The sequence below is a fragment of the Catalinimonas alkaloidigena genome (assembly GCF_900100765.1).
In the GTDB taxonomy this organism is placed as follows: domain Bacteria; phylum Bacteroidota; class Bacteroidia; order Cytophagales; family Flexibacteraceae; genus Mooreia; species Mooreia alkaloidigena.
The window spans coordinates 1-15197 of sequence record NZ_FNFO01000010.1; the positions used below are offsets into that span (position 1 = coordinate 1).

Below are 15197 nucleotides of genomic sequence, written 5' to 3' on the forward strand. Positions count from 1 at the left end.
TGCGGCTTTCACGAGGCGGCCCTGATGGCCCAGAGTGCCTTTGCCCGGGTGTTCCCCGACAAGAAGTACTCCCTGAAGTACACCACCGTCAACGGCGTCCAGGCCTTCTAATCCGCTTATTTCCTGATTCTGATTTTATTTAATTCTCGATAACTCATCCTCATGGAACTCGATCATATTTCATCCGCTGACCGTACCGACATCCTGGAATTGCAGGAGAAAATCGACGCGTTTCAGCACGGGCAGATTCCTGAAGACAAATTCAAGGCGTACCGACTGACGCGCGGCGTCTATGGCCAGCGGCAACTGGGCGTACAGATGTTTCGGACCAAGCTGCCCTACGGGCGCATCACGTCCCACCAACTGACGCGCCTCGCCGACATTTCGGAGCACTACACGAATGGCAACCTGCACCTGACCACGCGTCAGAACATCCAGTTGCACTTTGTAAAGCTAACCGACAGCCCCGCGATCTGGAAAGAGCTGGCGGAGGTAGGCGTTACGGCCCGCGAAGCCTGCGGCAACACCGTGCGGAATTTCACCGCGTCGGCTCACGCCGGCATCGATCCGGAAGAGGCGTTTGATGTATCGCCGTATGTAGAAGCGTCGTTCCGCTATTTCCTGCGTAACCCCATTTGCCAGGACATGGGCCGTAAGATCAAGATCGCCTTCTCGTCGAGCGAAGCCGATTCTGCCTTCACTTACTTCCACGATTTCGGGTTTATTCCGCGCGTCAAGCACGTCGGCGACCGCGAAATCCGGGGTTTCAAAGTGGTGATCGGCGGCGGTCTGGGCGCGCAGGCCATCATGGCCCAAACGGCGTATGAGTTTCTGGAAGAAGATCAGATCATTCCGTTGATGGAAGCGGGCCTGCGGGTATTTGACCGGTACGGCGAGCGGGCGAAGCGCCACAAAGCACGGATGAAGTTCTTGATCAAGGACATCGGGCTGGAGCGTTTCCTCGAACTGGTCGAGGAACAAAAACCTTCACTGAAACACAAGTCCTACAAAATTGATCGGCAGTTGGTGCCGACGGCCCTCCCGGCGCAGCGTCAGGCCATTCCGGAAGTAGCAATCGCCGACGAACAGAAATACCAGCAGTGGCTGGAGAGCAACGTCTATCGTCAAAAGCAAGCCGGTTTCTACGGCATTCAGTTGCGAGTGCCGCTGGGTAATGTGTCGGCCGAGCAGGCCCGCACGTTGGCCAAGCTGGTGAAAAACTACGCCGCCGACGACATCCGCATCACCATCAACCAGGGTTTGTTGCTGCGGTTTGTCCGCCCCGAAGCCTTGGCGTATGTATACAGCGAACTGGACAAATTAGGATTTGCCGACCCGGGCTTCGATACCCTGGTAGACGTAACGGCCTGCCCCGGAACCGATACCTGCAATCTGGCGGTAACCAACAGCACGGGCCTGACGGTGGAACTGGAAAAAGTGATTCGCCAGGAATACCCGGAACTGGTGGGTGAGCCGAACCTCCACATCAAAATCAGCGGTTGCATGAACTCCTGCGGTCAGCACATGGCGGCCAACATCGGTTTCCACGGAAGCTCCATCAAAAAAGGAGGCCTGGTGGCCCCGGCCATGCAGGTGGTTCTGGGCGGCGGTGTCGACCCGCAGGGACGTGGGTTCATCGCCGAGAAAATCGTGAAAGTGCCGACCAAGCGCATTCCGGAAGTGATCCGTCGTTTGCTTGATGGCTTCCAGGAAGATCGCCAGGGTGGAGAATACTTCAACGATTATTTTCAGCGGCTGGGCAAAATGCACTTTTATCACCTGCTGAAGCCTCTGGCGGAACTGGACGTGCAAGACGAAGAAGCTTTCCGTGATTGGGGCGAAGAAGCCTTGTTCCAACCTGAAATCGGGACGGGCGAGTGCGCCGGTATTTCGTACGACGTAGTCGGTGGTATTCTGGGCGACGCCGAAGAGAAGCTGGTGCGGGCCGAGAAAACTCTGGCCGAGCAATCGTGGGCGGAGGCGTTGTACTACGCTTACACGTCGCTGGTAATCGGTGCCAAAGGCCTTCTGCTGGCGAAAGACGTTTCGTGCAATACCCAGAAGGGCATCTTGCAAGATTTCGACGCGCACTATGTGCAACAAGGCGAGTTTGTGCTGCCCGGTTCGGCCAGCAACTTCGAAGCGTTTGCCGAGCGCATCAGCCAGCACGAGCCCGAAGAAGCTTTTGCGCGGCAGTACGTAAGCGACGCGCGGGCCTTTCTGGAGCATACCCAGGAAGTACGTCAGCGTCAGCTCGACAAAACCGTCATCAACCACTATTACAAAGCGTAAGCATGCAGAAGAAACTCACGTTGGTCGGAGCCGGACCAGGCGACCCGGAACTCATCAGCCTGAAGGGCGTTCGCGCGCTGCAACAGGCCGATGTGGTGCTGTACGACGCGCTGGTGCATCCTGACCTGCTTGAGTACGTGTCGCCCCGCGCGCACCAAGTATTTGTCGGCAAGCGTGCGGGTCATCATTACCTCGCGCAGGAGGAAATCAACCGCCTGATTGTTCAGTACGCGACGCAATACGGACATGTCGTCCGGCTGAAGGGCGGTGACCCGTTTGTGTTCGGGCGCGGTCACGAAGAGTTGACCTACGCACGCGAGCACGGACTGGAGGTCTCGGTAGTGCCGGGGATCAGCAGCGCGACGTCGCTGGCGGCCCTGCAAGAAGTGCCGCTGACCTGCCGGGGTGTGAACGAAAGCTTCTGGGTGCTGACCGGTACGACAAAAGCCGGTACGCTTTCGGAAGACGTTGCCCTGGCAGCCCGCTCGTCGGCAACGGTCATCGTGCTGATGGGCGTCAACAAGCTGACCGAAATTGCGGCGCAGTTCAGCACCCGCGGCAAAGGCGACCTTCCGGTGATGATCATCCAAAATGGAAGTCTACCCGACGAACGGGTGATACTGGGCACGGTCGACACGATCGTTTCGATCGCGCAAACTGAAGGCATCGGCTCACCGGCGATTCTGGTCTTTGGGCAGGTGGTGGCGCTTCATCCCAAATTTACCCTGGAGTACGCCCTTTCGTACGCACAACCCGCTTGAACGATGACTGCCAATCCACTCTACCCCGTCTTTCTGAAGCTCGATCAGGTACCGGTGCTCATCGTAGGTGCCGGGCCGGTGGGATACGAAAAGCTGTTTTTCATTCTGAAAAGCAGCCCTAACGCCCGCATTACGGTCGTCGCCATCGAAGTCTCGGCCGAGGTAGAGGAGTTGCTGCAACAGTATCCTCATCTCGAGGTGCGGCGGCGGGCTTACCAGCCTTCCGACCTGGAGGGGAATAAACTGGTGATTGTGGCGACGGGCATCCGGGAAATGGGCGTGCAGATTCGGGAAGAGGCCCATGCCCGCAACATGCTGGTTAATGTGGCCGACACGCCCGACCTCTGCGACCTCTACCTGGGTAGTATCGTGACGCGCGGCAACCTGAAAGTCGCCATTTCGACCAATGGTCAGTCGCCCACGTTCGCGAAGCGCTTTCGGCAAATGCTCGAAGAGGTGCTACCGGAAGAAATTCCGGATTTGCTGCAACACCTGAAAGCCGTTCGGGATCGCCTGAGCGGTGACTTTGAAGATAAAGTAAAACAGTTGAACGATTTGACAGCGCAATTGCTGGAAACCGGCCCTGCCCCGGAGCAAAAGACGGGTTCGTCTTCCGAGTCATCGCCTGAAACTAATTGACTTTTATGGATATTTCGTCACTGAACGAGATTTTTAAGCCCCTTTCCCCGCTGCGGCGGATGCAGGAATTGTATCGTCATTTTGACGAAAGCGAAGTACTGGTTACTTCTTCGTTTGGCACTACGTCGGCTTATCTGCTGCACCTGATTCAACGCGTGCGCCCTACACAGCCGATCTATTTTATCGATACCACGTATCACTTCCCGGAAACGCTGGCCTACCGCGACCAACTGGCGGATCAGCTCAACCTGAACATCATCTCGCTGCGCCCGGATCAGCACCTGAATGCCTACACGCGCGAGAACAAAACCTGGGCGCACGACCCGGACCTCTGCTGCTCGGTCAATAAAAACGATACGCTGTCTCCTCTCAAAATGCGCCACAAAGTGTGGGTATCGGGCGTGATGGGCTATCAGACTCCGCTGCGGGAGCAGCTCAACATTTTTGAGCAGAACGACATCATTAAGTTTCACCCCGTGCTCAACAGCACCGAGGCTGACGTGCGGCGCTATACGTCGTACTTCCGCCTGCCCCCCCACCCCCTTCAGGCGAAAGATTACCATTCTATCGGCTGTGTGCATTGCACCCAACAAGGCACGGGCCGCTCGGGACGCTGGGCGGGCAAGGGTAAAATCGAATGCGGTCTGCACGCACCGGTCGAAAAATCGATGGTGGCCTGAGGGTAGCAATGCCTCTGCTTTCTGATTCTTTTTTCGCCGGAAATGCTGGCTTGGGTCTACCTTTGTATTTCACAAGATCGGTAGTGTACTTATGAATTTCGAAACCAGAGCCATCCGTACCCAGCTGGATCGAACCCAGCACCGCGAACATTCTGCGCCTGTTTACAATACGTCCGGTTTTATCTTTGAAGATGCCGAACAAATGCGGGCGCTGTTTGCCGAGGAGTACGAAGGCCACATGTACAGCCGCTACTCGAACCCCAACAGCAGCGAATTCGAAGAAAAGATCAAACTTCTGGAAGGCGTAGAAGACGCATTCGCGACGGCCTCCGGTATGGCGGCGGTATTTGCCAGTCTGGCACCGCTGTTGCAAAACGGCGACCACATTGTAGCGTCGAGTGCGTTGTTTGGGGCTTCGGTAACCATCCTGACGAAAATTCTGCCCCGCTACGGCATCACGGCTACCCTGGTACATCCGGAACAGCCAGAAGCCTGGGAAAAGGCTATTCGGCCCAATACCAAGATGCTGTTTCTGGAAACGCCCTCGAACCCTGGTCTGGCGGTGATCGACCTGGCCTGGGCAGGCGAGCTCGCCCGCAAACATGGGCTGATCTTTAACGTCGATAACTGTTTCGCCACACCTTACCTGCAGCAACCCGCGCATTACGGCGCCGACCTGATCACCCACTCGGCCACGAAGTTTATCGACGGCCAGGGCCGCGTGCTGGGTGGCGTGGTAGCGGGTCGGAAAGACCTTATTGCCGAAGTGCGCAAGTTTTGCCGGGCTACAGGGCCTTCGATGGCGCCCTTCAATGCCTGGGTGCTTTCGAAAAGCCTGGAAACGCTGGCGGTCCGCATGGACCGTCACTGTGACAATGCCCTGCGCATCGCCGAACATTTTCAGGACCATCCGGAAGTGGAGCGCGTAAACTATCCGTTTTTGCCTTCTCATCCGCAGTACGACATCGCACGGCGGCAGATGAAAGCGGGGGGCGGCATCATCACCCTGACCGTACGCGGTGGTCTGGAACGTTGCCGTCAGTTTATCGACGCCCGACAGATGATTTCCCTGAGCGCTAACTTAGGCGACACCCGTACCATCATTACTCACCCGGCCTTTTCTACCCACTCGAAGCTCAGCGAAGAGGAGCGGCAGGCCATCGGCATTTTGCCAGGGCTCGTACGCCTTTCTGTGGGCCTGGAACATCCGAACGACATTATCGCCGACCTGGAACAGGCCTTGGAAAAAAGCAAGGTCGCCTCGGAAGTCCGGTAACGGCAGCGCGGCATGAACATCGATTTAACGAACTGTCGGGTGTTGGTGACCGGTGCCAGCCGGGGCATTGGCCGTGCTATCGCCGAGGCGATGGCGCAAGCCGGTGCGCAGGTCGCCGTCCATTATTATCGAGAGGAATCGGCCCTCGCGCTGGCGGAAACGCTGGGTGGTGGCGCACAAGCCTTTCGCGCTGATTTGGGCGACGCCCGCGCTACAACACGTCTCTTTCAGGAGGTCGTAACGACCTTCGGGCGCATCGATGTTTTGGTAAACAATGCCGGTGTGGCCGTCAGTGCCCCCCTTGCCGAAGAGGAAGCGCGCTGGCTGGACGAATGGCGCTTTACGCAACGCATCAACCTCGAAGCGGTCGCGCTGCTTTGTCGACGAGCGGTTCTGCATTTCGCCGAACGTCCTGAAGGTGGACGGATCATCAACATGGCTTCGCGCGCGGCATTCCGCGGCGACACGGCCGATTACCTGGCCTACGCAGCCTCTAAAGGGGGCGTGGTGGCCCTGACGCGCTCGCTGGCACGGGCGTATGGCAAGCAGAACATCAAAGCGTTTACGTTAGCACCGGGGTTTGTGCGGACCGATATGGCACAGGATTTTATGGACCAATACGGAGAAGCGTTCGCCCTGAATGATATTGCCCTCCCCCGCCTAACCGAACCTCAGGACATTGCACCGCTGGCTGTACTTCTGGCCAGTGGTTTAGCCGACCACGCGACCGGCAGTACGTTCGATCTCAATGCAGGCAGCTATATTCGTTGAGGATTTTTTCGGCGGGTGGGTTGCGGACATTTGAAATGTGCCTTATATTTGCCCTCGCTTTTGCCAAGAGCACAAGAGCATTGACCGATGGTGTAACTGGCAACACGTCTGATTTTGGTTCAGAAGAGTCCAGGTTCGAGCCCTGGTCGGTCAACAAAAACCCGCTTTTCAGCGGGTTTTTTGTTTTATAGCCCCTCTGCAACAAAGCATACCACGCGCTGAAAAGAAAAAAGCCCTTTGAGCGGCTACACTCAAAGGGCTGTGTAATTTCAGTGGTCGTACAGAGGCAACACCGTTGGCTCTCGTTGTTACATCCTTGCTAACCCACTTATTGGTTACACCTATGAAAAACTATGAAATGTAATGTGTGTGTGGTTATGCAACCGGCCAGGTCGTTACGACGATACCGCCCCCACCTGCCAACAGATTTTGGTCTTCTTCTTCTCCCTCTACTTGCTCGAGCATTTGTAGAATTTCTTCGTCAGTGCGGAGGCAAACTCCATCTTGGAAATCGCTGGCTGTAAGAACGTTAGCTGAAAGAAGAAAGCTGATCATTAACTCCATCATGGCTGTATCTGTTTTTGTTTTGTTGTTTCTTGACAACAAAGAACCAGCCTTTAGCCCGGGGATATATATCAGTTTTCTTTTTTTGTAACATGAATTTTGGCCAACTTTTAGAGTGCAAAACTTCACTTCTTAAGAATATTTGGGTATTTTTTCTGTCAAAACCGCAAAAAAAGTCACATATTTTGCATCATAATTACCTCAAAAAATATCCGATTCATCGACCAACGCCCATAAAAAAAAGATCAAAATAAGTTATCTCGTTACCTTTAGCATAACATGGTTCTAGGTTAAAATCCTCCTCATTTTCTTTCGATTCTTACTAGGACAGAATCTGCTGGTTAGTCCCTCGAAATGAACTACTTACACAAGCTTACGGAGATTGTCACACAGCACATTGCTGGGCAGTTTGAGTTCTTTACGAAGGGTAACCTCCGCCAGAAAAACAAGCTAAATACCCTGTTTCATGCCATCGCCAGCCAACAAGTGCGCAGCGATGCAGAAGCCGAGCGACTTATCTACGGCCGCAACGAAGGGTCGTCGCGCTACAAAATGCTGAAGTCGCGCCTGACCGATAAGCTGGAAAACACCCTCCTCACCCTGGATGCGACCCAACTGAAAGATTATGCCCGCTTTAGCTACCAATGCCACCGCGCCCTCTTTTTCTGTCGCTTGCTGACGTATTTTGAAGCCTTTCCGAGCGCCGAAAAGCTGCTACGCAAAACCCTCCGGCAGGCACAACACGCGCAGATTTACGAGGTGATCTACGAAGTAGCGCGCCTGTTGCGGTACATCTACGCCCACCAGGGCAACGAAACGCTTCTGGACAGGTACCACCAAATAGCGGCCGAAGCCAGCCAAGTGCTGAGCGCCGAAGAACGCTCGATGGAACTGTACCAACGCACCATCCCACGGATGGTACGCAGCGTGAGCTATTCGCCCGAAATGACGGCCATGTTCCGCACGTACGCCGACGAACTCAAGCCCCTGCACCAGAAGTACCCTACCTACCGCCTGACGACCAACTACCTTATGTTGGAGACGGCCTATTACACGGCCACGTTCCAGTACGAGAAGCTGCTGGAAATACAGCAGGCCCGGGAAGACTTCCTGAACAAATATCCGCATTTTATCAGCGAAGGGCTGATGCTCAACATCTTACTGACGCGGGCCAGCGCATATTCTTCGTTGAAACAGTACGATCTGGCCGAAAAGGCCATCAATCGCTCGATTCATTACGTACGCGATGGTACTTACAATTACTTTGTTCTCCAACGTATCTACCTGAGTCTCACCGCCGAAGCTGGGCAATACGACCGCTTCAACAAGCTGGTACGCCTGGTGGTGCGCCATCCGCAATTCCGCCAGCAGTCGCTGACACTCCGCAAAAATTTCATGGTCTACGCTGCGTATGGCTATTATCTGGAACTCATCGGAAAGACCAGTAGCCCGCCGCCCGCGGCCAATGCGCGGCCCCGGCAACGCGAAAGTTTCATCAACGAAATTCCGCAGCACCACAAAGACAAGGCGGGTTATAACGTAGCGTTGTTGATTGTGCAGTTGCTCTCGTTGCTGGAAAAGGGTGACCTGGACGCCGTCGACGACAAAATCAACACGCTGGCGCTGTACCGGGGGCGGTATCTGCGTCGCCCGGAAAATCGTCGCAGCCAGTTATTTGTCCGCATGCTGGAGGTGATGATCCGCGAAGGGTTTAACCCTAAAAACACCCGCCAGAAAACGGACCGCTATGTGCGCCAACTGAAAGAGTTACGCAACTACCTGGACGTAGCCAATCAGAATGCCGCCGAGATTATCCCTTACGAAAAATTATGGGAAATTGTACTGGAGCGCCTGCAACACAACCAAACCGACATTCTGTTTCGCCGGCAGCAATTTGCGCAGGGCGTTACGGTGCGCTGAGGGCATAGCGCCGGTGGCGGCGTCCTAACGCATCACCCAGCGTTCGCAGCGAAACGATGGTCAGGAAAATCAACAACCCCGGAAAGACGGCCAACCACCAAGCCGCAGGCTGACTGCGCGATTCGGCCAGAAGCGCGCCCCAGCTGGCCGCCGAAGCATCGGTCCCGATCCGCAAAAATGCCAGCGTTGATTCCAACAGCAGCATTTCGGCCGTACCGAAGGCCAAGGCCACGCTTAAGGTAGGCCACAAATTGGGCAGCACCTCACGAAAAAAAATGTGCGTCTGCGAAAACCCCAGCATGCGTGCGCTCTCGGCGTAACCCGTGTGGCGGGCCGCCCACGCCTCAGCGCGCACCAGACGGGCCAAATTCATCCACCCGGTACACCCCAGCAGCACAGGCAATACCCAAAGGAAAGTTGGAAAAATGGCGACGAAGGCGAGAAGCAAAAAGAGCTTGGGAATGGCAATGACCACTTCGATCAGCCGGGACACGAGGGCATCGACCGGTATGCTGAAGGGGCGTTTTCCCCACGCAAAGCGCTGAAACCACCGCCCCAGTCCCCAGCAACCGAGCCCGCACCCCACACACAAAGCCAGGCTGGTGCCCCACTCTCCCCAGGCAACAGACGACTCACGAGAAATCAGGTCGAACCAGACAAAGCGCAGGCGGTAAATACCATAGAAGAAGAGCAATACGATGGCCAGGGCACCCGAGAGTAACGTTGCTCGTGCCAGGCGCCATTCGCCCCAGAATCCTGCCAGCCCTCCCAAGACTACCCCAATTCCCGTTGCGATCAGTATGCCTGCCAGACTGACGAACAACGAAATCCGACTTCCGTAGACCAGGCCGGCCAATACATCTCTACCAAAGCTATCCGTACCGAGCCAATGGTAGCGGGCGGCTCCCTCCGCAGGCGACCGGTACATTCCTGCCTCACGATCGATGGCCTGGGCATCGTATGGAATCGGGGCCCGCATTACAAAAGCCTCGGACGACGGCTCCGGCGAGGCCTGGGGCTGCTCAAACGCAGGAAAGCGCCACGCACCTTCTTCTACCACCAGTAAGGGTTGCGGATTCGCCACAAAATCGGCCAGCAGGGCCGTGCTGAGCAGCGCCATGAGAAAGAACGCGGCGCTCCACTCGTACCAATGCCAAGTAGCGGTTATCCTCTTCATGAAAGTGAGGAGGGCTGACGCAAACGTGGATCGGCCCGATAATACAACAGGTCAGCGCCCAGCACACCCAGCACTGTTGCCATCCCAATTAACAACGTAAGGCCATAAATCAGTGGATAATCGCGGTACGAGAAGGCCGTGGTAGCCAGGCGCCCCATCCCGGGCAGGGCAAAAATGTATTCGATGGCGACTGACCCGCCAATCAGCCCAGGGAGCATTTGCCCTACCAACGTAATGATCGGCAACCAAGCGGTCCGTAGGGCATGTCGCCAGACCACCCAGGTAGGCGGCAAGCCCCGCGCCGAGGCGGCCTTTACGTAGTCTTGTGTCAATGCTTCCTGCATGCTTGCTTTCACTTGATTAGCTAGATACGTGACGCCCGGCAGTGCCCAGCAAAACAAAGGAAGCACCAGATGATGCATCAGGGAGAGAAATTGCCTTCCCCAGGAATCGTCCGCTTCCAATCCGGTTCCGAAGGCCGGAAACCATCCCCATTGCGCACTTAACAGCCAGATTAACAGCGTGGCGGCCCAATAGTTAGGCACTGCGTAGAGGACATGCAACGCGACATCGAGCAGGTAGCGTAGCGGATGATGCGGATGCGTTGCAAGATACACCCCCAGCGGAATGGCAAGCGCCAGGCTGATGAGCAGCACCGCCAAGGCCATGCCCATGGTCCACGCCAATGCCCTACCGATAAGGCTGCCCACCGACGCGCGGCTTTGGAGCGATGTGCCCCAGTTGCCCTGCAGCAGGTCGCTTAACCAGGCGTGGTACGCATTATCCAGCCCATGCCAGTGCAACACGGGGACGTAGGTCTTCCAGGGCGTTGCCCGTTGGGTCACCGCTTGCCAGGCAGCGGCCAGTGGCACTAAGGTTCGGCCTGAGGAGTGCTGCACTAACGCATGAATCGTCGCAGGGTCCCATGCCTGCCGCAACGCCAAGCGCACCTCCGGGTCGTCTACCTGATGCACCAACGCGCGATATCGCTGAATTTCAGTCCAGTTGCCGTAGCGATACAGCAACCGTTCGGCAGCACGGCGTTCTACGGGATCGATCAGACGATACAGGGTATCGGGCTCGGCCCATACCCCGAAGCTCACGTAAAACAGTGGGCGGATGGCCTCGGTAGCCAAGGGACTGAGCGTGTTGGTGTTGATCACCTGCCGTAGCTCGAACAAGCGCTGTTCCGCCGCGCCCCCCGGCGTACGCAATCCCAGATAAAAGCTAACCAACAAAATAAGAAGCAGGAGTGGAATGAACGTAAACAGACGGCGAAGCAGGTAGCGCATCATCATGAAATCGTGCTCAACTTAATTAGCCGCTGCCTGCTCTGCGGGCGTAAACGCAGCGGGCCAGCAACCGGGGCTCATGCCCGTAATGTGGGTATTGGTATAAGCCTTACTCACCACGATGCGGTCGTAAGGCACGTCCAAAAAAATCAGGGGCACTTCGTCCTGAATTCGGTGATACAAACGCGTGTACAGGCAATCGAGGTGCGGTTCGCCCGCATCGTAGCGAATCGAATCCAGCAACCGGTCGGTGAGGGTATCGCGGTAGTGTACATAGTTTCCCCCGGTGGCAATCGACTCACTGTGGAAAATCTGGGTGTAGTCGTTCGCAACCGGATGAAACGAGAACGAGCCGCCGCTCAATCCAAAATCGCCGGACGCCAGCGATTGCGTAAATTTCCCCCACTCTTCGGCCTGTACCCGAATGTCGATGCCCACCTTCCGGGCCGTTTCCTGCAACAGGATACCAACCGCCCGCCGCTGTTCATTACCCGCATTGTACTTGTAAACCAGTTGGAAGGGGGTTCGCTGCCCGTTTACTTCTTTTTCCAGCACGCCGTCCCGGTCCAGGTCACACCAACCGTCCTGCTGAAGCAACGCCTGGGCCTTTTGCGGATCGTATTGGTACTTTACTGCAACTTCGCCGTCGAGTCGTTCCGGATCATAAGGGCCACTGGTGCGCCGCCCCATCTTCTGCTGAATCGTGTTGAGCAGATAGTCGTAATCGACCAGATAGGCCAGCGCCTGCCGCGTGAGACGTGAGCGTAACAGCGGGTGTTGGTGGTTGATGGCCACGAAGTTGTATCCAAACATAGCCGGCGTACGAAAATCAAATTTGGCCCGCATGCGCGGATCGCGTTGCAAGTGCTCGAACTGTGCGAACGGTACCCCGCGGATAAAATCGAGCTTTCCATTCTGAAGCGCCACCCCAGCCGTTGCATAATCGCTGATCACCCGGAACCGGATCTTCTCCGGAATGGCTTCCAGCCATACGTTCCGCTGCGTTACCCGGTCGGCCCACCAATGCGGCTTTCGAACCAGCACCAGTTGCTGGTCGGCATCCCACTGGGACAGCTGATAAGGTCCGCTTCCCACCAGATCTGGCGACGTCTGCGCCCATACCTCCGAATCGAAATTACGAGCCAGCTGGTGCAAAATGGGGGGTAAGCCCGTTGTATCCGAGAGGTTACCCAGCCATTCCAGACTTAGCGTCCGCAGGGTATGCGTAGAATCGTACCGGTTTTCGGGCACAATGTCAAAATCGCCACTGGTCAGTTCCAGCAACAAGGGTTCGTCGCGACATACCAGCATTACCTTACGCGCATTGGCAGAATCGACACGCACGTCTTTGATAAACTCGATCAGGCTACGCCGGATGGGCAGGTCGGCCAGCGGATTGCGGATCACCTTCAGGCTGAAGGCCACATCCCACCCCGTGATGGGAGAACCGTCGTCCCACTGCGCTTCGGGGCGTACTTCGTAATGAATATAGGTGAGTGTATCGCGGGTTTCGATGGAGGGGCGACGCGCGGCCAATACGGGCAAAATCTCTTGCGATACCGGGTCCAGTCCCAACAACGATTGAAACAGGTGGTTGACCACCACGCCTGCGTTGCTGCTAGTATACTGATACGGATTTAACTTTCCGGGATCGGCCGGCAAATGAATATTGACCTGCCCCAGCGACCGCTCTTCTGGCTGGCAAGCACACAGCCAAAGCAAGCTTACCCAGCCCATCAGACTGGCGATGCCTACGATCCGATCCGTTATTTTTACGCGGCTCTGCATGAGTACTAATAAATAAAGATACAGATAACTTATTGTGTCTCTGTAAGAATATACCGTTCTGTAGTCCAAAAGTATGGTAAGCGCCTCTCGTCCGCTGCTTCGTATCGATCAACTTGCCGTTCGCTACCGTATGCCGGCGGGCACCTTTCCAGTACTGCATGAAATCAACCTGGAAATTTACCCCGGAGAAATTATCGGCATCGCGGGAGAATCGGGCGCCGGAAAATCAACATTAGCACACACGCTTTTGGACCTACTCCCCGCCAATGCGCAATGGACCGGTAGTATGAGCTGGCAAGACGGTACCCGTCCCGTAAGACAGCTTACGCCACACCAGAGCTGGCCCGACCTGCGCGGAATCGGCATCGGGATGTTGTTTCAGCATCCGGCCGCTGCGCTGACGCCCGTCCGAAAGTGCGGTGACCTGCTTCTGGAAACCTTACGGCTGCATCGCCCGGACCGCCCCGACGCATGGGTTGACGAAGCACTGCAACTTCTTGAGCAAGTGCAATTTACAGAACCCCGTAAGATCTACGAAGCCTGGCCTCACGAACTTTCGGGGGGACAGCAGCAGCGGGTGGGACTGGCCCTGGCGCTGGCCAGGCATCCGCGCCTGTTGTTAGCAGACGAGCCGACCTCGGCGCTAGACGCGGCTACGCAAACCGAAGTGCTCGATTTGTTACGGGCGCGCTGTCATCAGGAACACACTTCTGTGCTATGGTTCAGCCATGCCCTCTCGACGATGCGCACCCGTGCAGACCGGCTGTACGAACTGAAGAAGGGTCGTCTGCGTCCGCTCACTTCAAAAAGTGCGACTCTTGTTGCGCCACGTACGCCAGCACCCACCACGGAAGTGCTGCTGAAAACAGAACGCGTTTCCAAGGTGTACGTCTCGGTGGGTCAGCGCGCAGGCGCACCGGCGGTCAATGCCTTGGAAGAATTTTCGTGTGCGCTTTACAAAGGCGAAACGGTGGCGTTGACGGGTGTTTCGGGATGTGGAAAAAGTACGCTGGCACGTGTGATGTTAGGGTTAGTGCCGCCTTCGGCCGGCGAAGTCTGGTGGCAGGCACAGCCGCTGTCGACCTTACCCCCTACTCAGCTACGCAAGCGTCGGTCGTGGGCGCAGGCCGTACTACAAGACGGCTACCGCGCGCTCAATCCCCGGCATACGCTCCGCCAGGCCCTTTTAGCACCGATGCAACTGCACCAGATTGGTGTCACAACGTCTGAACGGCTAGAACGCATTACCGAAGGCATGCACCGCCTTGCGTTGCCGGAATCGCTGTTGGACCAGTACCCGCACGAGTGCTCGGGCGGGCAATTGCAGCGTACGAACCTGTTACGCGCCTTGTTAGTACAACCTGATGTATTGATTGGGGACGAGCCCTTTGCAGCAGTAGACCAGCCTACGCAGCAACGCATGATCGAATGGATTCAGCAGGAGCAGCGACAGCGCGGCATGTCGTTCTTGCTGATTACTCACGACCTGCCCGTTGCTTATCACATGGCGCATCGTGTCTGGGTCATGCACCAGGGGCGTCTGGTAGAACAAGGCGATGTGAACGAAATGTTTGCCACGCCTCAGCACCCGCGCTGGAAAATGCTGCTGGCCCAATCGGAGTGGACTGCGACCTTGTAATTACAAAATGCGCACGATCTGGTTCCGCGAGCGCGCCTTCCGGCGAATCAGGTTGCGTGCTTTGGCCCAGTCGTAAATGAACGTACGCATCTCCTTAACCCGGTTTTTGGCGGGCAGCTTGCCGTTACGAATTCCGATGACCGATCGGGTCGTCGTGCACTGCGTAATAAAGCCCAGCGTATCGAAAATGGGGGTTTGGCTGGAATCAAAATACCCTGGATTGAGCCAGTGAAGGTATAAATGGTACCGCCGCTCGATAAAATACTGCATAAAGCGCTGCGATGACTGGCGGTAGGGCAACGAACATAAAACGATACGCTCCTGCGTGAACTGCTCTGTTGCCTCGCGATCGGTGGGTAACTGATCGAGAAGCACTACATTCACATACTCGCAATCGT

General features: G+C 56.2%; 13 protein-coding genes and 1 tRNA gene. 9 read left to right on the forward strand and 5 right to left on the reverse strand.

Features of this window, described 5'->3' with window-relative positions:
* The first annotated feature begins 162 nt into the window (after positions 1–162).
* The 7 genes from BLR44_RS21280 to BLR44_RS21310 all read left to right on the forward strand — a co-directional run bounded on the left by BLR44_RS21280 (position 163) and on the right by BLR44_RS21310 (position 6573).
* Positions 163–2292, forward strand: a complete 2130-nt coding sequence (locus BLR44_RS21280; protein WP_089685940.1) for a nitrite/sulfite reductase — start codon at positions 163–165, stop codon at positions 2290–2292.
* Positions 2293–2294: 2 nt separating this feature from the next.
* Positions 2295–3053, forward strand: coding sequence for a uroporphyrinogen-III C-methyltransferase (cobA, locus tag BLR44_RS21285; RefSeq protein ID WP_089685942.1), 759 nt, complete (start codon positions 2295–2297; stop codon positions 3051–3053).
* A 3-nt stretch (positions 3054–3056) separates the two neighbouring features.
* Complete coding sequence (locus tag BLR44_RS21290; RefSeq protein WP_089685944.1) at positions 3057–3692, forward strand: precorrin-2 dehydrogenase/sirohydrochlorin ferrochelatase family protein; 636 nt, start codon at positions 3057–3059, stop codon at positions 3690–3692.
* Positions 3693–3697: 5 nt separating this feature from the next.
* Positions 3698–4372 carry a phosphoadenylyl-sulfate reductase gene (locus BLR44_RS21295; RefSeq protein ID WP_089685946.1) on the forward strand — a complete coding sequence of 225 codons (675 nt, stop codon included), beginning with the start codon at positions 3698–3700 and terminating at the stop codon, positions 4370–4372.
* 91 nt (positions 4373–4463) lie between these two features.
* Positions 4464–5648: a trans-sulfuration enzyme family protein gene (locus BLR44_RS21300; protein WP_089685948.1), complete on the forward strand. Its 1185-nt coding sequence runs from the start codon at positions 4464–4466 to the stop codon at positions 5646–5648.
* A 12-nt stretch (positions 5649–5660) separates the two neighbouring features.
* Positions 5661–6419, forward strand: coding sequence for an SDR family NAD(P)-dependent oxidoreductase (locus tag BLR44_RS21305; RefSeq protein WP_089685949.1), 759 nt, complete (start codon positions 5661–5663; stop codon positions 6417–6419).
* Positions 6420–6500: 81 nt separating this feature from the next.
* Positions 6501–6573, forward strand: a tRNA-Gln gene (locus BLR44_RS21310).
* 221 nt (positions 6574–6794) lie between these two features.
* Here the strand turns inward: BLR44_RS21310 and BLR44_RS21315 are convergent.
* Positions 6795–6986 (reverse strand): hypothetical protein, encoded by a 192-nt coding sequence (locus BLR44_RS21315; RefSeq protein ID WP_089685952.1) that lies wholly within the window; start codon positions 6984–6986, stop codon positions 6795–6797.
* A 351-nt stretch (positions 6987–7337) separates the two neighbouring features.
* Between BLR44_RS21315 and BLR44_RS21320 the strand changes: the two genes are divergently transcribed.
* Positions 7338–8903: a hypothetical protein gene (locus tag BLR44_RS21320; protein ID WP_089685953.1), complete on the forward strand. Its 1566-nt coding sequence runs from the start codon at positions 7338–7340 to the stop codon at positions 8901–8903.
* Here BLR44_RS21320 and BLR44_RS21325 read toward each other — a convergent pair.
* From BLR44_RS21325 to BLR44_RS21335, 3 genes are read right to left on the reverse strand one after another with little or no spacing between them, the layout of a single operon-like run.
* Positions 8890–10080 carry an ABC transporter permease gene (locus tag BLR44_RS21325; RefSeq protein ID WP_089685955.1) on the reverse strand — a complete coding sequence of 397 codons (1191 nt, stop codon included), beginning with the start codon at positions 10078–10080 and terminating at the stop codon, positions 8890–8892. The genes BLR44_RS21320 and BLR44_RS21325 overlap by 14 nt on opposite strands.
* Positions 10077–11378 (reverse strand): ABC transporter permease, encoded by a 1302-nt coding sequence (locus tag BLR44_RS21330; RefSeq protein ID WP_089685957.1) that lies wholly within the window; start codon positions 11376–11378, stop codon positions 10077–10079. Before BLR44_RS21330 ends, BLR44_RS21325 begins: the two co-directional genes overlap by 4 nt.
* Positions 11379–11393: 15 nt before the next feature.
* Positions 11394–13160, reverse strand: coding sequence for an ABC transporter substrate-binding protein (locus BLR44_RS21335; RefSeq protein ID WP_089685959.1), 1767 nt, complete (start codon positions 13158–13160; stop codon positions 11394–11396).
* Positions 13161–13233: 73 nt separating this feature from the next.
* On the opposite strand from BLR44_RS21335, the gene BLR44_RS21340 reads away from it, so the two are divergent.
* A complete protein-coding gene (locus BLR44_RS21340; RefSeq protein ID WP_089685961.1) occupies positions 13234–14799 on the forward strand; it encodes an ABC transporter ATP-binding protein in 1566 nt (521 codons plus the stop codon).
* Here the strand turns inward: BLR44_RS21340 and BLR44_RS21345 are convergent, their stop codons facing one another.
* Positions 14800–15183, reverse strand: a complete 384-nt coding sequence (locus tag BLR44_RS21345; protein WP_143017409.1) for a hypothetical protein — start codon at positions 15181–15183, stop codon at positions 14800–14802. It abuts the gene before it with no gap.
* Positions 15184–15197 lie beyond the last annotated feature (14 nt).